This window comes from Rhizobium esperanzae (genome assembly GCF_014197615.1).
GTDB lineage: Bacteria > Pseudomonadota > Alphaproteobacteria > Rhizobiales > Rhizobiaceae > Rhizobium > Rhizobium esperanzae_A.
On record NZ_JACIFY010000014.1, the window covers coordinates 157,493 to 181,481 of the forward strand.

The 23,989-nt window shown below is 61.4% G+C and carries 21 protein-coding genes and 2 pseudogenes; 15 read left to right on the plus strand and 8 right to left on the minus strand.

The features are described from left to right. The first annotated feature begins 275 nt into the window (after window positions 1-275). Window positions 276-797 (plus strand): DUF992 domain-containing protein, encoded by a 522-nt coding sequence (locus tag GGD57_RS19410; protein ID WP_184471922.1) that lies wholly within the window; start codon window positions 276-278, stop codon window positions 795-797. Between the two features lie 93 nt (window positions 798-890). Next, window positions 891-1,364 carry a GNAT family N-acetyltransferase gene (locus tag GGD57_RS19415; protein WP_184471923.1) on the plus strand — a complete coding sequence of 158 codons (474 nt, stop codon included), beginning with the start codon at window positions 891-893 and terminating at the stop codon, window positions 1,362-1,364. Window positions 1,365-1,378: 14 nt separating this feature from the next. Here GGD57_RS19415 and GGD57_RS19420 read toward each other — a convergent pair whose 3' ends face one another. Continuing rightward, the gene (locus tag GGD57_RS19420) at window positions 1,379-2,308 is read right to left on the minus strand and encodes a LysR family transcriptional regulator (RefSeq protein ID WP_184471924.1); all 930 of its coding nucleotides are present in this window, start codon (window positions 2,306-2,308) and stop codon (window positions 1,379-1,381) included. Window positions 2,309-2,381: 73 nt separating this feature from the next. Here GGD57_RS19420 and GGD57_RS19425 point away from each other — a divergent pair, with 73 nt between their 5' ends. From GGD57_RS19425 to GGD57_RS19440, 4 genes are all read left to right on the plus strand, one after another. After that, a complete protein-coding gene (locus tag GGD57_RS19425) occupies window positions 2,382-3,299 on the plus strand; it encodes a DMT family transporter (protein ID WP_184471947.1) in 918 nt (305 codons plus the stop codon). A gap of 210 nt (window positions 3,300-3,509) precedes the next feature. After that, window positions 3,510-7,037, plus strand: coding sequence for an ATP-binding protein (locus tag GGD57_RS19430; protein WP_184471925.1), 3,528 nt, complete (start codon window positions 3,510-3,512; stop codon window positions 7,035-7,037). A gap of 40 nt (window positions 7,038-7,077) precedes the next feature. After that, window positions 7,078-7,338 (plus strand): DUF4242 domain-containing protein, encoded by a 261-nt coding sequence (locus GGD57_RS19435; RefSeq protein WP_184471926.1) that lies wholly within the window; start codon window positions 7,078-7,080, stop codon window positions 7,336-7,338. 218 nt (window positions 7,339-7,556) lie between these two features. After that, complete coding sequence (locus GGD57_RS19440; protein ID WP_184471927.1) at window positions 7,557-8,330, plus strand: DeoR/GlpR family DNA-binding transcription regulator; 774 nt, start codon at window positions 7,557-7,559, stop codon at window positions 8,328-8,330. 75 nt (window positions 8,331-8,405) lie between these two features. Here GGD57_RS19440 and GGD57_RS19445 read toward each other — a convergent pair whose 3' ends face one another. Both GGD57_RS19445 and GGD57_RS19450 read right to left on the minus strand, forming a co-directional pair. Further along, a complete protein-coding gene (locus GGD57_RS19445) occupies window positions 8,406-8,777 on the minus strand; it encodes a type II toxin-antitoxin system RelE/ParE family toxin (protein ID WP_184471928.1) in 372 nt (123 codons plus the stop codon). Beyond that, window positions 8,777-9,034 (minus strand): ribbon-helix-helix domain-containing protein, encoded by a 258-nt coding sequence (locus tag GGD57_RS19450; protein WP_184471929.1) that lies wholly within the window; start codon window positions 9,032-9,034, stop codon window positions 8,777-8,779. The genes GGD57_RS19445 and GGD57_RS19450 overlap by 1 nt, the downstream gene beginning before the upstream one ends. Window positions 9,035-9,338: 304 nt before the next feature. On the opposite strand from GGD57_RS19450, the gene glpD reads away from it, so the two are divergent. The 8 genes from glpD (at window position 9,339) to glpK (ending at window position 18,588) form a co-directional block, all read left to right on the plus strand. After that, entirely contained in the window at window positions 9,339-10,853 is a 1,515-nt protein-coding gene (gene glpD, locus GGD57_RS19455; protein ID WP_184471930.1) for a glycerol-3-phosphate dehydrogenase, read from the plus strand. A gap of 43 nt (window positions 10,854-10,896) precedes the next feature. Further along, a complete protein-coding gene (locus GGD57_RS19460; protein ID WP_184471931.1) occupies window positions 10,897-11,973 on the plus strand; it encodes an ABC transporter ATP-binding protein in 1,077 nt (358 codons plus the stop codon). A 9-nt stretch (window positions 11,974-11,982) separates the two neighbouring features. Beyond that, window positions 11,983-13,053: an ABC transporter ATP-binding protein gene (locus GGD57_RS19465; protein WP_184471932.1), complete on the plus strand. Its 1,071-nt coding sequence runs from the start codon at window positions 11,983-11,985 to the stop codon at window positions 13,051-13,053. A 2-nt stretch (window positions 13,054-13,055) separates the two neighbouring features. Continuing rightward, on the plus strand, window positions 13,056-13,922 hold the full coding sequence (locus tag GGD57_RS19470; RefSeq protein WP_008536407.1) for a carbohydrate ABC transporter permease: 867 nt from the start codon (window positions 13,056-13,058) through the stop codon (window positions 13,920-13,922). A gap of 1 nt (window position 13,923) precedes the next feature. Then, window positions 13,924-14,835, plus strand: coding sequence for a carbohydrate ABC transporter permease (locus tag GGD57_RS19475; RefSeq protein ID WP_097614632.1), 912 nt, complete (start codon window positions 13,924-13,926; stop codon window positions 14,833-14,835). After that, on the plus strand, window positions 14,835-15,131 hold the full coding sequence (locus GGD57_RS19480; protein ID WP_008536409.1) for a DUF2160 domain-containing protein: 297 nt from the start codon (window positions 14,835-14,837) through the stop codon (window positions 15,129-15,131). The genes GGD57_RS19475 and GGD57_RS19480 overlap by 1 nt, the downstream gene beginning before the upstream one ends. 79 nt (window positions 15,132-15,210) lie before the next feature. After that, on the plus strand, window positions 15,211-16,935 hold the full coding sequence (locus GGD57_RS19485) for an ABC transporter substrate-binding protein (protein WP_184471933.1): 1,725 nt from the start codon (window positions 15,211-15,213) through the stop codon (window positions 16,933-16,935). A gap of 150 nt (window positions 16,936-17,085) precedes the next feature. Beyond that, window positions 17,086-18,588 carry a glycerol kinase GlpK gene (gene glpK / locus GGD57_RS19490; RefSeq protein ID WP_184471934.1) on the plus strand — a complete coding sequence of 501 codons (1,503 nt, stop codon included), beginning with the start codon at window positions 17,086-17,088 and terminating at the stop codon, window positions 18,586-18,588. A 22-nt stretch (window positions 18,589-18,610) separates the two neighbouring features. Here the strand turns inward: glpK and GGD57_RS19495 are convergent, their stop codons facing one another. The 4 genes from GGD57_RS19495 to GGD57_RS19510 form a co-directional block, all read right to left on the minus strand. After that, window positions 18,611-19,612: an ABC transporter permease gene (locus GGD57_RS19495; protein WP_184471935.1), complete on the minus strand. Its 1,002-nt coding sequence runs from the start codon at window positions 19,610-19,612 to the stop codon at window positions 18,611-18,613. Between the two features lie 2 nt (window positions 19,613-19,614). Beyond that, window positions 19,615-20,634 carry an ABC transporter permease gene (locus GGD57_RS19500; protein ID WP_184471936.1) on the minus strand — a complete coding sequence of 340 codons (1,020 nt, stop codon included), beginning with the start codon at window positions 20,632-20,634 and terminating at the stop codon, window positions 19,615-19,617. Continuing rightward, a complete protein-coding gene (locus tag GGD57_RS19505) occupies window positions 20,624-22,174 on the minus strand; it encodes a sugar ABC transporter ATP-binding protein (protein WP_184471937.1) in 1,551 nt (516 codons plus the stop codon). The genes GGD57_RS19500 and GGD57_RS19505 overlap by 11 nt, the downstream gene beginning before the upstream one ends. Before the next feature lie 61 nt (window positions 22,175-22,235). After that, on the minus strand, window positions 22,236-23,243 hold the full coding sequence (locus GGD57_RS19510) for a sugar ABC transporter substrate-binding protein (protein ID WP_184471938.1): 1,008 nt from the start codon (window positions 23,241-23,243) through the stop codon (window positions 22,236-22,238). Window positions 23,244-23,382: 139 nt separating this feature from the next. On the opposite strand from GGD57_RS19510, the pseudogene GGD57_RS29275 reads away from it, so the two are divergent. After that, a pseudogene (locus tag GGD57_RS29275) lies at window positions 23,383-23,673 on the plus strand (RES family NAD+ phosphorylase); the annotation flags it as partial. 25 nt (window positions 23,674-23,698) lie between these two features. Here GGD57_RS29275 and GGD57_RS19515 read toward each other — a convergent pair. Next, window positions 23,699-23,989, minus strand: a pseudogene (locus GGD57_RS19515) (HlyD family type I secretion periplasmic adaptor subunit); the annotation flags it as partial.

Genomic DNA, 23,989 nt, shown 5'->3' on the forward strand with positions numbered 1-23,989 from the left:
AAAGACGACGGCAATCGCGACCGTGCCTTTCTGGCAACCATTCCTGACAAGATCATGAAATAACCGGATGACGTGAATTAGTGCCTTCGAAATGTCCCAATGGGGGCTGAACCGTAGGCATGCTTGTCGTTTGTGCCCTCCCATGCGCTTCGACAGGCGATGCGAAAAGGATGCCGGTTCGGGATCGTTTTGCGGTTCCATCCGTTGTCTGTAGCCGAATCTGGTGGCGAGTAGCCGGGCATTTGCTCCCGTCACGATTTGAGAAGGAGACCCTTATGAAAAAGACTTTTGCAACGGCGTTTGCCGCGGTTTCGTTGAGCCTCATCGGCGCGGGGGCGGTCAATGCCGCCGACCCCGTCACCAGGACCTATGAAGAGCCGGACCTGCGCAACGGCGTGAAGATCGGTTACCTCACCTGCGATATTGGCGGCGGCACGGGTTATGTGCTCGGTTCATCCAAGGAGGCCGATTGCATCTTCCAGTCGACGGTCGGCTATGAGCTTTCGGATCGTTATATCGGCGAAGTGAGAAAGCTCGGCATCGACCTCGGCTTCACCACGCGCAGCCGGCTGATCTGGGCCGTGTTCGCGCCGACGGCGGGTTATCATCGCGGGTCGCTCGCCGGCCTCTATGTCGGCGCCACCGCCGAAGCGACACTCGGTGCCGGCGTCGGCGCCAATCTCCTCGTCGGCGGGACCTCGGGCTCGATCCATTTGCAGACGGTCAGTCTGACCGGCCAGCTCGGCCTCAACGTTGCCGCCGGCAGTGCATCGATGACGCTGACGGCGGACAATTGATATGTCCCTTTGACGCTCCCTGCCGGATCGCGGCAGGGGGCGTTACCTCGTTGAGGGCGATTTCCCGCCCTCGTAGCTCAGCCGGATCACGACATGATCGATATTCGAATGGCAACGCCCGGCGAGGACGAGGTCCTGGTAGGGCACTATCTGAAGATCTGGGACAGCTACGGCACGCCGCCGGAGCATTACCGGCCGGATGCGGCGGTGCGGATATTGTCTTTCATCAGAAGCGGCCGCGAGGAGCGTCGCCTGGCCACGTTCCTTGCCGTCGTCGACCGCGAGATCGCCGGTTCCGTCTCCTGCCAGTTGCATCAATCGCCGTTTCCCGAAGTCATCCGGGAAGAGCAGCGGCTGCACGGTTACATCTGGTCCGTCTATGTCGCGGACGCCTTCCGCCGGCGCGGCATCGCCCAGGCGCTGACCGACAAAGCGGTCGGCTATCTGAAATCGATCGGCTGCACGACCGTTGTCATCCACGCCTCGGATGCCGGCGAACCCGTCTACCGGACCGTCGGTTTCGAACTGGCGAAGGAAATGCGCTTGAAGTTTCCGGAGTCGAGCTAAGGACGCACGGCGCTCTAGGCTTTTGCCCGGCCGGGCGCGGTGAAGGCGGCGATCGTCGCCTCGTCATGGCCGGCCTCGCGCAGGAAGCGGCCGGCAAATTCGATGGCCGGGCTTCTGAGTGCGTCGTCCGGCCGGATCAGGTGAAAGGCCACGTGATAGTCGAGCGTCCGCTCCGACACGGCGACGACGCACCCGGCTACCAGTGCGGCATCCGAGAGCGGTGGGCGTGCAAGCGCAATGCCGAGCCCTTGCACGCAGGCATCGATCACCAGATTATAATCCTCGAAGCGCCGGTCCTGGCCGCGCGGCGTATAGTCGACGCCCTCGCGGGAGAGCCAGCGGCGCCAGCCTTCGATATTCGAATCGTGGAGGATCGGCAGGTCGAGCAGCGAAAGGGCGTCGGAGCGCTGCCCGAGCCGGTCCGCCAAAGTCGGGGCGGCGATCGGAAACGACTTCTCCTGCCACAGCGGCAGGGCGCGTACGCCGGCCCACGGCCCCTTGCCGCAGCGAATGGCGAGATCCGTGCCTTCGCCGAAATCCGCCAGCCGGTGTTCCAGCGTCAGTTCGACATGCAGTTCGTTTCCTTCGAGTTTCGCCAGGCGCTGAAACAGCCACAGGGAAGCGACGGACGGCGTCACCGAAAGACGCACCACCGCTTTGTTCGGCCGAGGCAGCCAGCGTTCGCCGCTATTGCCGAGCAGGGCAAGCGCTTCCTCCGCCCGCGCGAAAAACCGGATGCCCTCCGGCGTCAGGCGAACGCCGCGGGCCTCGCGCGCAAACAGGCGCACGCCCATCCAGCGCTCGAGCCGCGAGACCTGTCGCGACACCGCGCCATGGGTGATGCCGCTTTCTTCGGCCGCGGCGGAAAACGAGCCGAGTCGGGCGGCGCGGGCAAAGGTCTCGAGCGTGTCGAGGGGCGGAAGCACGGGTGAGCTGTGAACCATAAGCACAGTTGATCATCGATTGCGATGCTTTTCAAGCACGCATCGAAGGCCTAAACCGTTGTCGCAAGCACATATGGAGGGGACGATGAGCATGGCGGCAAGCGCACCGGTTTCGGCGAAAGAGCAAGGCAAGTTCGATCTGGTGGCCTTTGCGGCGATCATCGTCACCATCCTCTTCTGGGCGTCCTCCTTCGTGGTGATCCGCATCTGTCTCGGGCCGCTGACACCGATCGAACTGGCGACGGCGCGTTATGTGGCAGCCGGCGCCATAGCCCTCGTCTATCTCGTCATCTACCGGCCGATGCCGAAAAAACGCGATTTCGCCCGCCTCTCCATTGCCGCCGTGCTGTTCATCGCCGCCTATGCGGTGCTGTTGAACACCGGCGAGCAGACCGTCTCGGCAGGACCGGCGAGCTTCATCATCAACACCATGCCCGTCTTCACCGCTCTCATTGCGACATTCGCGCTCGGCGAGCGCTTCGGCCGCTGGGGCTGGGTGGGGACTGCGGTTTCCTTCGGCGGTGTGGCGCTGATTGCGGTCGCCTCCGACGACGGCTTCAAGCTCGATCCGAATGCCGTCATGATCCTTGGTGCGGCGCTCTGCTCGGCGATCGCCAGCGTGCTGCAGAAGCCGCTGCTCGGGCGGCTGCCTGCACTTGCCGTCACCGCCTGGATCCTGCTGATCGGTTCCGTGCCGTTGTTTCCGGCTGTTCCGGCGACGATCCATGCGCTGGCGGCCGCACCCGCCGACGTGAATTGGGGCGTTGCCTATCTCGTCATCTTCCCCACGGCGATCGGCTATCTCACCTGGGCGATCGCGCTGAAGCGGCTGTCGGCCGCGCGCGCTTCGAATTTTCTCTATGGCGTTCCGCCGGTCGCAACGCTGATCGGGTTCGTCTGGCTCGGCGAGACGCCGACATTACTGGGCGCGGTCGGCGGCGTCATGGCAATCCTCGGCGTGCTCGTCGTCAATGTGATGCGGAAGCGATAGACACAAATTCTGCTGGGCCTGGCGGAGCAGCCCGTCTCCTCCAAACTCTTCCCAATCCCGTCGCTTTGCGGGCGTTTCTTTGACGAGGTCACGGCGCTTATATGTCGACCTCCTCGACCCCCGCCAAAACGAACAGCTCCTGCGCCACAGCGTGGTACGACGCCGGCGTTCGTGGTATTTTTTGAGAACGGTGGAGCGGGATCAACGTCGATGCAGACGATTGAGGATTGGCTAGGTCAACTCGGACTCGGCAAGTACGCCGACGCCTTCGCCGAGAATGACGTCGATCTGAGAGCGCTCCCTCATCTTGCCGAATCCGATCTCCAGGCGCTCGGCGTTTCGCTTGGGCACCGGAAGATTCTTCTCGCTGCTATAAACGGGCTTGCGCATCAGGGCCCGGACGAACAGCCTCCTGGCTCAGCCGCTGCCGAGGCCGGATCGGAAGCCGGGGCTGACCGGCGGCTGCTCAGCGTGTTCTTTTGCGACCTGGTCGGGTCGACAGCGCTGTCCGCGCAGCTCGACCCGGAAGACATGCACGAGTTGACACGCCATTATCAGGATAGCGTCGCCGGCGCAGTCACGCGCTTCGGGGGCTATGTCGCAAAATATCTCGGAGATGGCGTGCTGGCCTACTTCGGATGGCCGATGGCCTACGAGGACCATGCCGAGCGTTCAATCCGGGCCGGCCTTGAGGCGATGGCCGCCGTCGACGCCCTGCAGTCGCCCGATGCACAGCGATTGAAGGCTCGCATCGGCATTGCATCCGGTCGCGTGGTCGTTGGCAACACCGACGGCGGCGCCAAGGAGCGTGCGTCGATCGCGGGCGACACTCCCAACCTGGCCGCACGCCTGCAGGCCGCGGCCGCCCCGGGCCAGATCGTGATCTCCGACAGCACCCGCCGGCTCGCCGGGCAGTCGTTCGAAATCGAGAGCCTTGGCGCGCAGGAGCTCAAAGGCTTCACCTCGCCTGTTGCGCTGTTCGAAGTCCGCGGTGAGCGCGAGATGGATAGTCGTTTCGAAGCTGCGCATGCGAGCGGACTTTCGAAATTTGTCGGCCGCGTGAGCGAGATCGGCCTGCTGCTCGACCGGTGGGAGTTGGCGAAGGCCGGGCAAGGCCAGGCGGTCTTCCTGTCGGGGGAGGCTGGCATCGGAAAATCGCGCCTTATCGAGGCTTTCGAAGAACATCTGCAAGGCTCACAGCATGAACTCATCCGATTGCAGTGTTCACCCTATCACCTTACATCGGCCTTTTACCCGATCGTCGAGCGACTGAGCCGGGTCGCGTCGTTTGCGCCGGCAGATGACCGGAACACGCGCGTCGAAAAGTTTCGCACCCTTGTTCGCCGCTACGGCGAAGATCCCTCCGAAGTTGGCGCGATCTATGCCGAGCTGCTTTCGCTCGACGTCGGCGACGAGTTCAGGCCGCCGGATCTCTCCGCCCACCAGCGCAAGGAACTTCTCGTCCGTACATTGGTGAACCGTTTGCTGCTTGCGGCCAGGATCGCACCGGTGCTCATGGTCTTCGAAGACGCGCACTGGATGGATCCGTCCACCGGCGAAGTGCTGAGAGAACTCGTCAGCCGTCTTCACGGCGCTGCCGCCCTTGTCGTTGTGACCCACCGCCCGGAATGGAGCGCGAACTGGGCAAGCGGACTGGCGCAGGCGACGACACTCTCCGTTGGGCGCCTGACCAGGTCGCAGATGCGCGAGCTGATCGAATCCATGGCTTGCGACATTCCCGAACAGCTCGCCGAAAAAATTGCAGAGCGAACAGACGGAGTGCCGCTGTTTGCCGAGGAGTTGACCCGCTCGGTCGTGGAGAGCGGCAAACCATCGGGCCTCGACGCAGAAATCCCGGACAGTCTGCAAGGCTCCCTGATGACACGTCTCGACCGTTTGGCGACGACGGCCAAGGAGGTTGCGCAAATTGCCGCCGTCATAGGCAGGGAATTCGATCGCGGCCTTCTTTCGAAGATCGCAGGCCTCGACGATCGAGCGCTCGAGAAAGCGCTGCACCAGCTCGAGTCCAGCCAGATTGTCGTCGAAGGCGGCGTCTTGCACGATGCTCTCGTTTTTCGACACGCGCTCATTCAGGATGCGGCCTACCAATCGCTCCTCAACCGGCGCCGGCGCCATTTCCACGAGAAGATCGCCAGGGCTCTCGTCGAACAGTATGACGATGTCGCCGCCACGCAGCCCGAGCTGATCGCCCAGCACTACGAGAAAGCGCAACGCATTGAGCTCGCTCTTCCCTACTGGGTGAAGGCCGGAGAACGCGCTCTCGCACGATCAGCCAACTACGAGGCGGTCGACCATTTCCAGAACGCCTTGGCAATCGCAGAGCAGTTGCCTGAAGGACCTGAGCGGCAGAGGGACCTGCTCGCCGCGATCCTGAAACTCGGCGACGCCCTGTTCGCTGCGGGCCGCATGACGGATTCGCTGGCGAAATACAGACTGGCCGCCCCATTGGCGCGAAAGGCAGCCGACACGCAAGCCTTTGTTCGCGCGGTGGTCGGTCTTGACGGCTCCAAATTCGTTTCCTCGAATTCGCTTATCGAAACGGTGCCGCTTCTCGAGGAAGCCCTCGAGATGGTTGAACCAGCGGACCAGAGTTCACGGTGCCAGCTTCTCAGCCGCCTTGCGCGGGCATATACCTACCTGAGCGACAGCAAGAACGCCGCAAAATGCCATGACGAAGGTATCGAACTGGCCCGACGGGTTGGCGACAAGACTTCCCTCCTGGAGCTCTCCGCACTGCCATTCCTGACGCCGGCACCGGTCAAGTCCGTTATGGAGAGAAACGAGCGGATTGCTCGCCTGGATGAAATAAGACGCCTCGCGGCTGAGATCGATGATGACGATGTGCAAAGCCGAGCGCTTTCGGTCGAAGCCTATGTCTCCACGGAGCTCGGCGATCGCGCACGCGCCGATCGGGCGGTTGACGCGCTGGATGAAATTGGTACCAACCGGCAGCATCTCAATATCCAGTTCTACGCTCGCATCGCGAGAGCGATGATGGCTATCCTCGATGGAAGGTTCGCCGCCGCCGAGGAGCTTGCCGAAGACGCGCTGAAGCTGGGCATGCGGACCCTTGGTGCTGCGCCTGAGGGCGTTTACGGCATGCAGATGTTCGCGATCCGACGGGAGCAGAGCCGTCTCTCGGAGGTCGCACCGGTCATGAAGCTGCTGATTGAGGAAAACCCGGAGGAGACCACCTGGTTGCCGGGTTTTGCGTTGGTTGCCTTTGACTTGGGCTATCGGGAAGCGGCCCAACGAAGGTTGAGCGAACTTGCCCGCGCCCGTTTTGCCCTTCCACTTGACGGAAAGCGGAGCGCGTCTCTCTCGTTCCTGACAGAAGTCGCCGCCGGTCTCGGCGACGCGGATGCTGCCGGAACCCTCTATAAGCTTATGCTCGACTACAAGGAGATGACCGTCACCATAGGGATGGCAACCGTTTGCTTCGGCGCGGCAAGCCGCTATCTGGGAGTGTTGGCAGCGGCTTTGGGTGAATTCGACAGAGCGTCGGAGCACTTTGAGCACGCGCTCGAGATGAACGCGGCGATCGGCTCGCGGCCGTGGCTCGCGCACACGCAGGCAGATTATGCGGAGTTGCTAATGAAAAAAGGTAGCCCGGCCGCGATAAAGAGAGCAATGTCGCTATCCGAGCATGCCTGGTCAACCGCGGCCGAACTGGGAATGGCCCGGCTGCAACAGCGACTGAAATCGACGATTCATTAGAACCAACAATTCGCTGCTTTGGTGGGAAGAAGGTCTCCTCATGCCACGCTACATCATCGAACGAAACTTTGCAGAACAACTCGAGCTATCGAAAGAGGGGGTCGAGCAGATCAACCTGATCAACGACCAGGAGGGAGTGAAGTGGATCTTTTCGTTCCTCAGCGCGGACAGAAAAAAGACTTACTGCCTTTACGAGGCGCCGAGTACCGAAGCCATTCTTGCCGCGGCCCGGAGGAACAATGTCCCCGCGGATGTCATCATCGAGGTCAGCGAGGAGATCGGTCCCAATATGTTTGCTTAGCGCTCCTGCGCCAAGCATCGGCGTAGGCGCTACCGCGAAGGCTGACGGGACGAACTGCTCGCCGGTCGACATCCGCCTTGTCTCCTTTCAGAGGCTGCAGGTCCAGAATTTCGGGTGGTCAGTCTGAAATTAAATGGAAGGCGAGATCAGATAACAGATAAGCATTGCGCAGGCGTTCGCTTTCTTTAAAACGAAAGCAGATCGAAAGGTGCGTGCTCATGTTCTTGACCGACCGGCAAACTGAAATCGTGGCGATAGCGAAATCGAGCGGCAGGGTCCTGGTCGAAGAACTCGCTTCCCGCTTTTCGGTGACGCCGCAGACGATCCGTAAGGACTTGAACGATCTCTGCGATGCGCAGGTACTGACGCGCATCCATGGCGGCGCCACATTCCCGAGCGGCACCGAGAACGTCAAATACGAGGCGCGCCGCCAGATCGCTGCGTCCGAGAAACAGGCGATCGGCATGGCTGCGGTCGAGCTGATCCCGAGCGGAGCCTCGCTATTCATCAATATCGGAACGACGACCGAGGCAGTGGGCGAAGCGCTCGCCAATCATCACGAGTTGATGGTTATCACAAATAATATCAATGTCGCCAACAGGTTACGCTTGCTGCCGGCGATCGAGGTGGTGATCGCCGGTGGCGTCGTGCGCGGTTCGGACGGCGGCATCGTCGGCGAAGCGGCGGTCGATTTCATCCGCCAGTTCAAGGTCGACTATGCCGTCATCGGCGCATCGGCGATCGACATGGACGGTGCGCTGCTCGACTACGACTTTCGCGAGGTCAAGGTCGCCCAGGCAATCATCGCCAATGCTCGACACGTCATTCTCGTTGCCGATTCCACCAAGTTCGAACGTACCGCACCGGTCAGGATCGGCCAGCTTTCGCAGGTTCACACCTTCATTACCGACCACTGTCCGGTGGCCTCGATCCGCAATCTCTGCCTCGAAAACAATGTGAAACTGATCGAAACGAACGGTAGATCGCGCTAAGCGCGTCGCCATCTTTCAGAGCCGCTTGGCCCACACTTCCGGTCTTTCGTTTTGCGTACTCCGGGGCAACCTGCATTAGGACTTCGGCCGGGGATGTCCCATCAGCGCCTTATACTCTCTGTCGGTCAATCGTTCGATTGTTTGCAGCTGTGCGGGAATGTCCATTCGTTCGTGCAGGACCGCGGCAATGACGAAGGTTGCATCGTCAACGACAATGTAGACGGCATAATGATGCTCGATCTTGTGGAGCCGGAAGAGTGACTTCCCGACACGCTCGTCTTTCCTTGTCTTCACGCGAGCATGGGCTTCAGGGATGCCTTCAAATCCCGCCCTCAGCAGGCGGCCGTATGCCTTTGCCTGTTCGCTAGACCATTTCCGCGCTGTTTCGCGGACTGCCAGACGATAGTTATCGAGTGCGGTCGGCAGGATGAGAACGCGAGGAGCCACTAACGCAGCTCTTCATCCAACTCGGCATCGACGGCGTCCAGCGCGGAGAGCGGCAGCATCTCCTCACGCCGGAATTCCTCTTCCGCCCGCAGCAGCGAGCGGATGGCGTAGCGTCGATCTTCTTCGCGAGCCATATCTTCGCGAATAAGGGCGCGCACATATTCGCTCGGCGTCGTGTATTGGCTCTTCCCGTTGGCGCGCATATCGACAAAGGCGCGCATTTCATCGGGCAAGCTGACATGCAGGCTGCTGGTCATAACCGCCCTCCTGATCGAGATTGCTGAATGAATTGTTCTGTATTCGAGTTGCGATGTCAATATTTGACATTCCGTTCAGTGCCTGCCGATCCGTAAGGCGGCGCCCTACAGGCCTTGGCGTTTTTCTTGGTTGTTTACAGGCAAAGCAGCCACAAAGCCGCGACGCACATTGCCAGGGTCGTCCAAGTGTGGATCTTCGAAGCATTCGTTTGACATTCGTATTGCTTTCGTTTTAACTGATGGTACTTTCGCAATTGCGCAGGTTTTGTGCGATGCGAAATCCGCAGCGGGCTCGGAGGGGATATTGGGCCGGGAGATCTACGACATATTCGTCATCGGCGGCGGCATCAACGGCTGCGGCATTGCGCGCGATGCCGTTGGGCGCGGTTATTCCGTGGCTCTGGCGGAGATGAACGATTTCGCCTCCGGCACCTCGTCGGGCGCCACCAAGCTGATCCATGGCGGCCTGCGTTATCTCGAGCATTACGAGTTCCGCCTGGTGCGTGAATCGCTGATGGAGCGCGAGATCCTCTGGGCGATGGCGCCGCACATCATCTGGCCGCTGCGTTTCGTGTTGCCCTACCACAAGGGCGGTATCCGCCCGGCCTGGCTGATCCGGCTCGGCCTCTTCCTCTACGACCATCTCGGCGGCCGCAAGCTGCTGCCGGCGACATCAGTGCTCGACATGCGCCGGGATCCGGCCGGCAAGCCGCTGAAGGCGTTGTTTGCCAAGGCCTTCGAATATTCCGATGGCTGGGTCGACGACGCCCGCATGGTGGTACTGAATGCCCGCGACGCCGCCGACAAGGGAGCGTCCATCATGCCGCGCACCAAAGTGGTGTCGGCAAGGCGTGAGAATGGCCTGTGGCATATCGAGACGACCGATACGGTCACCGGCCGCAATGACAGCCATCAGGCCCGCATGCTGATCAATGCTGCCGGCCCCTGGGTCGACCACGTCATCCGCGCTGCTTTCGGTCAGAACGAAGCTCGCCATGTCCGCCTCGTTCAGGGCAGCCATATCATCGTCAGGAAGAAATTCGACGATCCCAGAGCCTATTTCTTCCAAAATCCCGACAACCGCATCATCTTCGCCATCCCCTATGAGGGGGATTTCACCCTGATCGGCACCACCGACCGCGATTATACGGCCGATCCCAAGGATGTCCGGATCTCCGAGGAGGAGACCGTCTATCTCTGCAATGCGGCGTCTGAATATTTCAAGGAGCCGGTGAGGCCCGAGGATATCGTCTGGACCTATTCGGCGGTCCGGCCGCTTTTTGACGACGGCGCCTCGAAGGCGCAGGAGGCAACGCGCGATTACGTGCTGAAACTGGAAGGCGAAGGTGAGGCGGCACCGCTGCTCAACGTCTTCGGCGGCAAGCTCACCACCTATCGCCGGCTTTCCGAACATGCGCTGGAAAAGATCGGCGCTGCGATCGGCGTCAAGGGCGCGCCGTGGACGGCAAAGAGCCATCTGCCGGGCGGCGATTTTCCGGTCAAGGGTTATGAGGCCGAGGTCGCCAAGCTGAAGCGGCGTTATCCGTTCCTTGCAGATCCGCATGCCCGCAGGCTGGTGCGCCGCTATGGCACGAAGGCCGGGGTGCTGCTCGGCGACGCCCGCGGGATCGACGATCTCGGACGGCTGTTCGGCGGCGATCTTTACGAGGCAGAAGTCAAATATCTCGTCGAACATGAATGGGCCCGGCACGGCGAAGACGTGCTGTGGAGGAGAACAAAGGATGGTCTGCGCCTTTCCAAGGAGCAGGCTCAGTCACTGGAGGAGTACATGGCTGCCAGACCGGCGATGGCCGGATAGAGGCGGCGTGTGGTCCCGGCTGCGTGGAGGCAGGGGAATCGGAATGCTGGAACTGCGAAACGCCGCCAAGATGGTGGGGGCGGACTATCATATCTATCCGACCGATCTGGTCCTCGAGCGCGGCTCGCTGAACGTCCTGCTCGGGCCGACGCTGTCTGGCAAGACGTCGCTGATGAGGCTGATGGCCGGGCTCGACCGTCCCACAGGCGGCTCCGTTCATTTCAACGGCGTCGATGTCACCGGCATGCCGGTGCAGAAGCGCAACGTCGCCATGGTCTACCAGCAGTTCATCAACTATCCGGCGCTGACCGTCTACGAGAACATCGCCTCGCCGATGCGTATCTCGGGCAAGGATGCCGCGACGATCGACCGCGAGGTGCGCAAGGCTGCCGAGCTTCTGAAGCTTACGCCCTATCTCGACCGCACGCCGCTCAATCTGTCCGGCGGCCAGCAGCAGCGTACGGCACTTGCCCGCGCCCTCGTCAAGAATGCCAGTCTGGTGCTGATGGACGAGCCGCTCGCCAATCTCGATTACAAGCTGCGCGAGGAGCTGCGGCAGGAATTGCCGCGCATCTTCGCTCAGTCCGGCGCGATCTTCGTCTATGCTACGACGGAACCCTCCGAAGCCTTGTTGCTGGGTGGCAATACGGCAGCGCTCAACGAAGGCCGCGTCACGCAGTTCGGCCCGACGATCGAGGTTTATCGCAATCCGCTCGATCTGACGACGGCGAAAACCTTTGCCGATCCGCCGCTGAATTTTATCGATCTGGTCAAATCGGCAGGCAATTTCCTGCGCGATGGCGCTGTTATTTTTGCCGTGCCGCCGCATCTTCAGAACGTACCGGACGGGCCGGCAACGATCGCGTTTCACCCGCATCACCTTGCACCAACTGCCCAGACGGCTGATTCGGCCCGGCTGACGGCACGGACGCAGATTTCGGAGATCACCGGGTCGGAAAGTTTCGTGCATCTGCAATTTGCCGACACCCGCTGGGTGATGCTCGCGCACGGCATCCACAATATCGAGCCGGACACGGACCTCTCCGTTTTCATCGATACGCGCCACCTGATGGCGTTCGGCGCGGACGGCCGGGCGATTACCGCCGGGCAGAGGGGCTAGGAGAAGATCATGGCACGCATCACCCTCGATCATATTCGCCATGCCTATGGGCCGAACCCGAAGAGCGAGAAAGACTACGCTCTCAAGGAAGTGCACCACGAGTGGAACGATGGCGGCGCCTATGCGCTGCTCGGACCTTCAGGCTGCGGAAAGACCTCGCTGCTCAATATCATTTCGGGCCTTATTCAGCCGTCCGAAGGGCGAATTCTTTTCGACGGGCAGGATGTGACGAACCTGCCGACACAGCAGCGAAATATTGCGCAGGTCTTCCAGTTTCCGGTCATCTACGACACGATGACCGTCTATGACAATCTGGCTTTCCCGTTGCGCAACCGCGGCGTCGCGGAGCCCGATGTTGATCGTCGTGTCCGCGAAATATTGGAGATGATCGACCTTGCAGACTGGTCCAAGCGTCGCGCCCGCGGGTTGACGGCGGACCAAAAGCAGAAGATTTCGCTCGGCCGCGGCCTCGTGCGCTCGGATGTGAACGCGATTCTCTTCGACGAGCCGCTCACTGTTATCGATCCGCATATGAAATGGGTGCTGCGGTCGCAGCTGAAGCGGCTGCATAAGCAGTTCGGTTTTACGATGGTCTATGTCACGCATGACCAGACGGAGGCGCTGACCTTCGCCGACAAAGTCGTGGTGATGTACGATGGCGAGATCGTGCAGATCGGCACGCCGGCCGAACTCTTCGAGCGTCCGAGCCATACTTTTGTCGGCTACTTCATCGGCTCTCCGGGCATGAACTTCATGCCGGCCAAGGTTGAAGGCCGCACGGTTCGGGTCGGCGAGCACACGCTGACGCTCGACTATGCGCCCAAGACTTCCGCCACGGCCAAGGTAGAGCTTGGTATCCGGCCCGAATTTATCCGGGTCGGCCGCGAGGGCATGCCTGTGACGGTCAGCAAGGTGGAAGATATCGGCCGGCAGAAGATCGTCCGCGCGCAATTTGCCGGCCAGCCGATCGCGATCGTCGTCCCTGAGGACGGGGACATTCCGGCTGATCCCCGGGTGACCTTCGAGCCATCGGGTATCAGCATCTATGCCGACTCTTGGCGCGCCGGACCGGAGGCTTGATCATGGAAAAAACCTGGAACAACAAAGCGTGGTTTCTGGTCCTGCCGGTCCTCGTGCTGGTGGCATTCTCGGCCGTCATTCCCTTGATGACGGTTGTGAACTATTCCGTTCAGGACACTTTCGGAAACAATCAGTTCTTCTGGAACGGAACGGACTGGTTTACCCAAATCCTGCATTCCGACCGTTTCTGGGCCGCCCTGCAGCGAAACCTGATTTTTTCGTTGATCATTCTCGCTCTTGAGATCCCGCTCGGTATCTTCATTGCGCTCAACATGCCGAAATCAGGCATCGGCGTGCCGGTGTGCCTGGTTCTGATGGCGCTGCCGCTGCTCGTCCCGTGGAACGTCGTCGGCACGATCTGGCAGGTGTTCGGCCGCAACGACATTGGTTTGTTCGGCTATTATCTCAATGCCATCGGCATCGATTACAACTATGTGCAGGATCCGCTCGACGCCTGGGTGACGATCATCATCATGGATGTCTGGCACTGGACGAGCCTGGTCGTCTTGCTCTGCTATGCCGGCCTCGTTTCCATTCCGGACGCCTTCTATCAGGCAGCCAAGATCGACGGCGCATCCCGTTGGGCCGTGTTCCGCTATATCCAGCTGCCAAAGATGAAGCGCGTTCTTCTGATCGCCGTGCTGCTGCGTTTCATGGATAGTTTCATGATCTACACCGAGCCGTTCGTCGTCACGGGTGGCGGTCCGGGCAACTCGACCACCTTCCTGTCGATCGATCTGGTCAAGACCGCGCTCGGACAGTTTGACCTCGGTCCGGCCGCCGCCATGTCGCTGATCTATTTCCTCATCATCCTGCTGCTTTCGTGGGTGTTCTACACCGTCATGACAAGCCACGACGCGGAGAATTGAAATGAGCGTCTCCAACGAAACGACAGCGAGCCGAAAGATCTCAGGCGCTACCAGTGTCGCAAGCGGTCTCTCCTCCGACGAAGTCAGCCGTCTTATGCGCCGGCGCGGCGAGGAATCGCGCTGGTGGTGGCTGGTTCCGACGATCTATATCATCGTGCTGCTGCTGCCGATCTATTGGCTCGTCAACATGAGCTTCAAGACCAACGCGGAAATCGTCAATTCTCTGACGCTTTACCCTCATAACCCGACGATCGCCAATTACGTGACGATCTTCACGGAGAAGGCGTGGTATTCCGGCTACATCAATTCGATCACCTATGTCGTGATCAACATGGTGATCTCGGTGGCAGTCGCACTGCCGGCCGCCTATGCCTTCTCCCGTTATCGGTTCCTGGGCGACAAGCATCTTTTCTTCTGGCTGCTGACGAATCGGATGGCGCCGCCGGCAGTTTTTGCCCTGCCGTTCTTCCAGCTCTACTCGGCCTTCGGACTGATCGATACGCACATCGCCGTGGCATTGGCGCATTGCCTCTTCAACGTGCCGCTGGCGGTCTGGATCCTTGAAGGCTTTATGTCGGGCGTGCCGAAGGAAATCGACGAAACGGCCTATATCGACGGCTACTCGTTCCCGCGGTTCTTCCTGAAGATCTTCACGCCGCTGATTGCGAGCGGCATAGGTGTCGCCTGCTTCTTCTGCTTCATGTTCTCCTGGGTCGAGTTGCTGATCGCGCGAACGCTGACGACGACCGACGCGAAGCCGATCGCTGCCACCATGACCCGCACCGTCTCTGCATCCGGCATGGATTGGGGATTGCTCGCCGCCGCGGGTGTTCTGACCCTGATTCCGGGGGCGCTGGTGATCTGGTTTGTGCGCAATTACATCGCCAAGGGCTTCGCCCTGGGGAGGGTTTGATGAGCTTTTCGCTTCCCGATTTTTCATGGATGGCATGGACCTGGCCGACGGCCGCATTCTTCATCGTCATCGTGCTGCTGCTGATCGGCATGGGGGTCTGGGAGTATGCCGCGCCGGGCGGTAACCCGCGGATTGGAATCCTGCGCTTCGAGACGACGCGCGGTGACCGGCTTTTCCTTTCGCTGCTCGGCAGCGCCTTTATCCATCTTGCCTGGCTTGGTCTCGCGGGATCAAGCCTCTGGTGGGCTCTCGCCCTCTCCGTTGTCTACGCCGTCGGCGTATTCCGTTACGTGTGAGGCAAACTGATGCAGATGGCCGGGGGTTTCTGGCCGCCTGAGACGTGAAGACCGCAATCGCAAACCCTGGGAGGATATTATGCGAAGGCATTTATTGACGACGACAGCAGCGGTACTGCTGGCCATGACCGGGTCGGCCTATGCCGGCATGGACGAGGCAAAGACTTTCCTGGATAAAGAGATCGGCGACATGTCGACGCTCTCTCGCGCCGACCAGGAAAAGGAAATGCAGTGGTTCGTTGATGCTGCAAAGCCTTTCAACGGTATGGAGATCAAGGTTGTTTCGGAAACCTTGACCACTCACAAGTATGAGTCCGAGGTTCTGGCTCCGGCCTTCACTGCGATCACCGGCATCAAGGTCACACACGACGTCATCCAGGAAGGTGACGTTGTCGAGAAGATCCAGACACAGATGCAGACCGGGCAGAACCTCTATGACGGCTGGGTCAACGACTCTGACTTGATCGGTACGCATTGGCGCTATCAGCAGGTGCGCAACCTGACCGACTGGATGGCCGGCGAAGGCAAGGACGTTACCAACCCCGGCCTCGATATCGATGACTTCATCGGCACCAAGTTCACGACGGCGCCGGACAAGAAGCTCTACCAGCTTCCCGACCAGCAGTTCGCCAACCTCTATTGGTTCCGCTACGACTGGTTCAACGACGAGAAGAACAAGGCCGATTTCAAGGCGAAATACGGCTACGATCTCGGCGTTCCGGTCAACTGGTCGGCCTATGAGGACATTGCCGAATTCTTCACCGGCCGTGATGTCAACGGCAAGAAGGTCTTCGGCCATATGGACTACGGCAAGAAGGACCCGTCGCTCGGCTGGCGCTTCACCGACGCCTGGCTGTCGATGGCCGGCAACGGCGACAAGGGCCTGCCGAACGGTCTTCCGGTCGACGAATGGGGCATCAAGGTCGACGAGAAGTCGCGTCCGGTCGGTTCGTGCGTCGCGCGCGGCGGCGATACCAACGGCCCGGCATCGGTCTATTCGATCCAGAAGTACCTCGATTGGTTGAAGGCTTACGCACCGCCGGAAGCTCAGGGCATGACCTTCTCGGAATCCGGTCCGGTTCCGGCCCAGGGTAACGTCGCGCAGCAGATCTTCTGGTACACGGCGTTTACCGCAGACATGGTCAAGCCCGGCCTGCCTGTTATGAACGAGGACGGCACGCCGAAATGGCGCATGGCGCCGAGCCCGCATGGCGTTTACTGGAAAGACGGCATGAAGCTCGGTTATCAGGACGTCGGTTCCTGGACGCTGATGAAGTCGACCCCGACGGACCGTGCGAAAGCCGCCTGGCTCTATGCACAGTTCGTGACCTCGAAGACGGTCGACGTGAAGAAGAGCCAGCTCGGTCTCACCTTCATCCGCGAATCCACCATTCGCGACAAGAGCTTTACGGAGCGCGCTCCAAAGCTCGGCGGTCTGATCGAGTTCTATCGTTCGCCGGCCCGCGTTCAGTGGTCGCCGACCGGCACCAACGTTCCCGACTATCCGAAGCTGGCTCAGCTTTGGTGGCAGGCTATCGGTGACGCCGCTGCCGGCGCCAAGACGCCGCAGGAAGCCATGGATTCTCTTTGCGGCGAGCAGGAGAAGGTCATGGGCCGCATCGAAAAGTCGGGCGTCCAGGGCGATATCGGCCCGAAACTGGCCAAAGAGCATGATCTCGCTTATTGGAACGCGGATGCGGTGAAGAAGGGCAACCTTGCGCCGCAGCTGAAGATCGAGAACGAGAAGGAAAAGCCGGTCACCGTCAACTACGACGAACTCGTCAAGAGCTGGCAGTCGAAGTAAGGCGGACCTCGGCCGGAGGCGACGAGGCTTCCGGCCACCACATCTAGCCACCGGCTGCGGCCGGTGGCACCCACAATCTTTCTCTCATGAAACCTCCGCATCCTGCCCTCCTTGCCGGGCGGAGCGATTTCGTGCGAGCCGGAGACGGATATGAGCGGCTATATTCTTTCGATCGACCAGGGCACGACATCGTCGCGCGCGATCATCTTCGATGGCGACATGAAGATGGCCGGTTCGGCGCAGGCGGAGATCACCCAATACTATCCGCAGCCTGGATGGGTGGAGCATGACGCCGGCGAAATCTGGCAATCCGTCGTCGACACGGCGCGCAAGGCGATCGCCGATGCCGGTCTTGGTGCCGCCGACATCATCGCGATCGGCATCACCAACCAGCGTGAGACGGCGGTCGTCTGGGACCGCAGGTCCGGCACACCGCTTCACCGGGCGATCGTCTGGCAGGACAGGCGCACGGCCGAAATGTGCGAAAGCCTGAAGGCCGACGGATACGAGAAACTGTTTAGCGCCAAGACCGGCCTGCTGCTCGATCCCTATTTCTCCGGAACCAAGCTGCGCTGGTTGCTCGACAATGTCGCCGGGCTGCGGGAGAAGGCCGAGGCGGGCGAGGTCTGCTTCGGCACGATCGACAGCTGGCTGATCTACAAGCTGACGGGCGGCCGTGTGCACGCCACCGATGCGACCAATGCCTCGCGAACGCTGCTCTATAATATCGATGACGGCGCGTGGGACGAAGAGCTTCTCGGCATTCTCGGCATCCCGGCCGCCCTACTGCCCGAAGTGAGGGAATGCGCCGATGATTTCGGCCGCGCCGACAAGGCGCTGTTCGGTACCGAGCTTCCGATCCTCGGGGTCGCCGGCGATCAGCAGGCGGCCGCCATGGGCAATGCCTGCTTCGAACCCGGCATGATGAAGTCAACCTACGGCACCGGCTGCTTTGCTTTGTTGAACACCGGCAGGGACCGTGTGTCCTCCTCCAACCGGATGCTGACGACCGTCGCTTGCCGCCTCGATGGCGAGACGACCTATGCGCTCGAAGGCTCGATCTTCATCGCCGGCGCGGCCGTGCAATGGCTGCGCGACGGTCTCGGCATCATCGATCAGGCATCGGAGGCGGGCGTGCTCGCGGCCAAGGCCGATCCCGGACAGCAGGTCTATATCGTTCCCGCCTTCACCGGCCTCGGCGCGCCCTATTGGGATCCGGCCGCGCGCGGCGCGATCTTCGGCCTGACGCGCAACAGCGGGCCGGCGGAATTCGCCCGCGCGGTGCTCGAATCCGTCGCCTATCAGACGCTCGATCTGCTGGTGGCGATGAAGAAGGACTGGGGCGTCAACCAGCTGGAAACCGTGCTGCGCGTCGATGGCGGCATGGCGGCATCGGACTGGACGATGCAGTGCCTGGCCGACATGACGGGAAATCCCGTCGACCGTTCGGCGATCCGTGAGACGACTGCGCTGGGGGCCGCCTGGCTTGCCGGCTCCAAAGCCGGCATCTGGCCCGGCAAGAGGGAGTTTGCGCGGGCCTGGGCCTGCGACCGCCGCTTCAGCCCGTCGATGGAGGAGACCGAGCGGCAGGCCAAGATCATCGGCTGGAAGAATGCCGTCTCGCGGATGATTTCGGACACCTCAGTGGGTTGATCCGTCCGGATACGGTGTCCCTTTATGCACCCCCGGCGGCCTTCCTGTTGATGAAGCTCAGCGCCAGCACGGCGAAGATCAGTGTTCCCGTGCCGACCTGCTGCCAATAGAAGTTCAGATCGGTCAACAGCAGCCCGTTGGCGACGATGCTCAGCAGCAGTGCGCCGAGAACAGTGCCGCCGACATTCGACCGCCCGAGCGGGCTGAGCGTCGTGCCGATGAAGGTCGCGCCGATGGCGTTCAGCAGGAAGGCATTGCCTGAGGAGGGGATGTAGGTGGTGACCGTGGCGGTCAGGATCAGGCCGGCGATTGCCGCGATCGACCCGACCAGGATGAAAGTCACCGCGACATGGGCTGGCGCGGCGATGCCGGAATAGCGCACGACACCAGGCTGGATGCCGATCGACAGGATGACGCGGCCGAAACGCGTGCGGGCAAAGACAACGGCAGTGGCCGCGATGACGACGATGGCAATTGCTAGCGGCACAGGAAAGCCGGCGATCGTGCCGTGGCCGATGAAACGGAAGGCTTCCGGCACGCCGTTCGGCGGCAGATAGACCGGATTGCCGCCATTGGTCAGCAGTTGCTGAACGCTGCGGCCGATGAACAGCGTGCCGAGCGTCGCCAGGAACGGCGACACGCCGATCCCCGAGATCAGCAGCGCGTTGAAGGCGCCGACAAGTGCCCCGGCCGCCAGTCCGGCAAATGCGGCGATTGCCACCGGCTGTCCGGCAAGAACGAGCGAGACGAAGGCAAAGCTGGCGAAATCCATCGCCGTTCCGACGGACAGATCGATACCGCCCGACGCCACGGCGAAGGTCATGGCGATCGAGACGATAGCCAGCAGCGTGAAATTGTTGACCAGGATGCTCTGCAGGTTGGCAAGCGTCAGGAATGTCGGCGTTATCAGGGAAAAGGCAGCGAATACCGTAATCAGGGCGAGGATCAGCCCATAGCGCACCAGGCCGCCGGCGATGAGGCGCGGCAAGTCGGTGGCGGGGGAAGGGGAGGTTTGCAGCGACATGATCAGGCCTCCTGCCGGCGCAGTAGCGTGGTGGCGGAAACGACGATGAGGATGAGCACGCCCTGGACGCCGCTCACCAGTGTGCTCGAAATATTCAGCAGTTGGAAACCGTTGGTGAGAAAGCCGACCAGCAGGGTTGAGAGCAGCGTCCCGGTAACCGTCGGAACCAGCCGGCGCGAAAAGACCGAGCCGAGCAAAGCCGTCACGACGACGGGCAACAGCATCTCGCCGGAACCGGTCGTACTGCCGCTCAGATAGGAAACCGACAAGATGCCGGCGATGCCGCCGGAGACGCCGCTGGCGACGAAGGTGCCGGCGAGCAGGCGGCGGAGCGGCAGGCCGGCGGCGCGCGCCGCATCTGGAAACTCGCCGACGGCGTAGAGCCGCAGGCCGAGCGGGGTATATTGCACGATCGCCGTGGTGATTGCCGTGAAGCCGAGCAGCACATAGGCAAGAACAGGGATGCCGAAGGCGTCCGAGGCCGAAAGCGCCGACAGGAAAGGCGTCGAAGCCGGCAGGACGGTATTGCCGGTCAGCACCAGTTCCAGGCCGGCGACGACGTTCATCACGGCAAGCGTGGCGAGCAGCGGTACGATGCCGGCATAGACGACGGCGATGGCATTGACCGTGCCGATCAGCGCGCCGGTCGAGATCGCTGCCGCAATCGCAGTCGTGTCGCCGTAGCCGAGTTGGCTCAGGCTCGCATAGACGGCGGCGCTGAGGCCCATATTGGCCGCCAGAGACAGGTCGATGCCGCCGGTGACGACATTGGAACCGCCGGCGATCAGCACGATTGTCAGTCCGATGGCAAGCACGCCTGAGATCGCCGACTGGCCAAGCACATTGCCGATATTGCCGATGCTGAGAAAATAGGGAGCGGTCAGCGAAAAGACGATCAGGATGGAGGCAAATGCGATCAATGATCCGAAGCGCAATATAGCGGCCCCACCGGCGCCGGCCGGCCGGGGAGCGGTTTCCGCTGCGGAAAAATGGGAAGGCGCGAATTCCACTTCAGCCGACATGGCGATGTCCCTCGGATGATCCGGTCGATTGTGCCAGCACGGCATCCGCCGTGGTCTCCGACGAGATGAATTCCCGCACCACGCGGCCGCGGAAGAGCACAAGGATGCGATCGGTGATGCCGACGAGTTCGGGCAGATCGGAAGACAGCATGATGACGCCGGCGCCGCGCGCCGCAAGCTCGCCGATCAGCGTGTAGATCTCGACCTTGGAGCCGATATCGACGCCGACCGTCGGTTCGTCGAGGAGATAGACTTCGGAGTGACGGCTCAGCCATTTGGCGATGGCGATCTTCTGCTGGTTGCCGCCCGAAAGGGTTCGCAGCAAGGCATCGCGCCCATAGGTTTTCACCTGCAGCCGCGTGATCAGAGCATCGACCTCGCGCTGTTCGCGTTTGCGATCGAGAAAACCGAAACGCGTGAAGCGGCCAAGGCTCGACAGGCTGATATTTTCCTTAACGCTGAGGTCGAGCGCGACGCCATGGCGGCGCCGATCTTCCGGCACCAGGGCGATTTCGAGGCCGGCCGCCTGCGTCGGATTGGTGAAACGGGCGCTCTTGCCGCTGATCTCGATACGACCGGAAGCCGGGGTCTCGAGCCCGAAGAGAGTGCGGACCAGTTCCTTGGCGCCGGAGCCGAGCAGGCCGGTGAGGCCGAGCACCTCGCCGCGGCGAAGCGTGAAGCTGACATCGCTATATTTTCCCGGCGCCGATAGTTGCTCGACCTTGAGGATCTCGGCGCCAGGTGTCACCTGAGGCTTCGGAAACATCTCCTTGATGTCGCGCTCGACCATCAGCCGGGCAATCGCTGTGGCCGAAGTCTCGCCGATCGGCACGGAGGCAACGTCCTGTCCGTTGCGCAGCACGGTGACGTGGTCGCAGAGTTCTTCGATTTCGTTCAGATAGTGAGAGATATAGATGATGGTAACGCCTTCGTCGCGCAGACGCCGGATCAGCCGGAAGAGGATATCGGCTTCGCGGCGCACCAATGCGGCCGTCGGCTCGTCGAAGACCAGCAATTTCGGCTGATTGAGGAGGGCGCGGGTAATTTGCACGATCTGCTTTTCGGCGGTCGACAGCTCGCTGATCAGAGCCGCGTTCGGCAACCGGATGCCGAAATAGTCGTTGAGAATATCGGTCGCGCGGCGCTGCATCAGGCGCCGGTCGAGGAAAGGCGTGCCCGCGATGCGCGGTTCCCGGCCGAGAAACAGGGCTTCGCCGACGGTGAAGGTGGGGACCAGCAGCCGATCCTGATGAATGAAGTGGATGCCGAGCGCTTCGGCAAGATGCGGCGTCAGCCTGTCGAAGGTCTGCCCCTCGATCTCGATCCGGCCGCCATCCGGCTGGTGAAGACCGGCCAGCAGCTTGATCAGCGTCGACTTGCCGGCGCCGTTCTGGCCGACGAGGCCGTGGATGGTGCCGCGCCTGACGAGCAGCGATGCGCCGGCCAGCGCCTGCGCGCCGCCGAAGTGCTTGATGATGCCTTCGAAGCGGATGATGTCGTCGCCCGCCGTCACCGGCGGCTTCAAGGAAATGGCCGTCATGTCGATCTCTCCGGGCAGATTCCGCGCGATCCGATGATGGCCGGATCGCGTGGGAGCCTTGTCAGCCGATGCCGAGCTTCTTGGTGACGTCGCCGACATTGGCCTTGTTGGCGAGCAGAGCCGGAACATAGGTCTCGCGCGGCAGGGTCTGGCCGGCGAGCAGCTTGGCGACGTTGCGGATGGCGGTGCGGCCGATTTCGGCCGGCTGCTGCGCGACGTCGGCGCCGGCCGGTGAATTCGGATCGGCAACCAGCTGCAGCACTTCCGGGCTGCCATCGACGCCGTAGGTGCGGATCTCAGTCCGTCCGGCGGCTGCCAAAGCCTGGGTTGCGCCCAGCTGCGGAATATCCCAGGCCGACCAGATTGCCTTGATCGAACCCTTTTCCGGATACTTGTTGAGGATTGCCGTGATCTGCGTGAAGGCGTCCTGCACGGTGTTCGGGATGACGTCGCGCAGCTCCGGCTGGAGGATTTTCGCCTTCGGAAAATATTTGACGACATTGACCAACTGGTCATAGCGGATCGCGCAGGGCGTGACGCCGTAAAAGCCGTTGAAGACGACGATATTGCCTTCGCCGCCGATATCGGAGACCAGCTGCAGCGCCAGGTCCTTGCCGATGCCCCAGTTGTCCGACGTGGTGTTGTTGATCGAATTGGTCGAACCGACGTCGACGGTCAGGACGGGGATGCCGGCGTCACGTGCCTTCTTCAGCCAGGGATCGATAACGCTGAGCGTGCCGAGGATCTGAACGATCGCATCCGGCTTCTGGGCAATCAGCGTCTGCAATTGCGAAACCAGCTTGCCGTCATTGCGTCCGGCATCGACGGCGATCGGCTCGCCGCCGAGGCGCTTCACCTCTTCGATCTGGGCGTTATAGGCCTGGAGGTCGAAGAAGTGATCGGTGCCGGTGGCGCTGATGGCGATGCGCTTGCCTTTCAGCGACAGTTCTTCGCCGGCCGCAAAAACCGGCTTCTGCCCCACCAGCAAGGCACCGGCGACTCCGGCCGCTGCGGACAGTTTCAACAGGTCTCGTCTTCCGAAGCCGCTTCCGGACTTTTCGATGCTCATTGCCATTCTCTCCAGTTAATTATGTCTATAGATTAAATGGATTAATGGGGATGGATAGGAACGAATTTCCAAAAGAACGATCTCCGGGGAAAAGAGTGAAGGGAGCGAAAGCGCATCCCTGGCTGCAGTTTTCCACGACCATGGCAGCGGAGGGCTGCCGCCCAACCAGCACTATGGCATTGTCACCATACCGCGTGGGCTCAGCTACGAGGTATTATCCGAACCGCTTTGCCGGGGCCGGGATAACATGCCGGCGACTGCCAGCAAGACCCTCGGCGAACGCTGATGCCAGGAGAAGCGCAACGTCATCCTGCTGGTCCCAAGCGTCGTCGCCCGCGTCGACAGCAACATCTTGATCAACCCGACCCATCCGGAATTCCCATCGATCGCCGTCAGCCCCCACCAACCGGTCTTCTGGGATCGCTGGTGACGGGGTGTGACGGGCAGGCTTTCAACTAACGTTCCTGCATCGCCTCCGACGCGATTTCGGCCAATGGCGAGTAGAGATATTCGAGGATGCGATGGCTGCCGGTCTTGACCTCGACGGTGACGGACATGCCGGGGGAGAGGGGGACACGCGTTCCATCGATGTCGATGCTTGCGACATCAGGCTTGATGACGACGGGGAAGACCAGGTTCTGGACACGTTGCGCATTGCCGATCGGGATCAGGCTCTGCAATTCCTTGGCGGGCTGACCTTCGAGCTGCTGCGCATCCGGTTCGGGAATGGCATCGGTGGCGACACG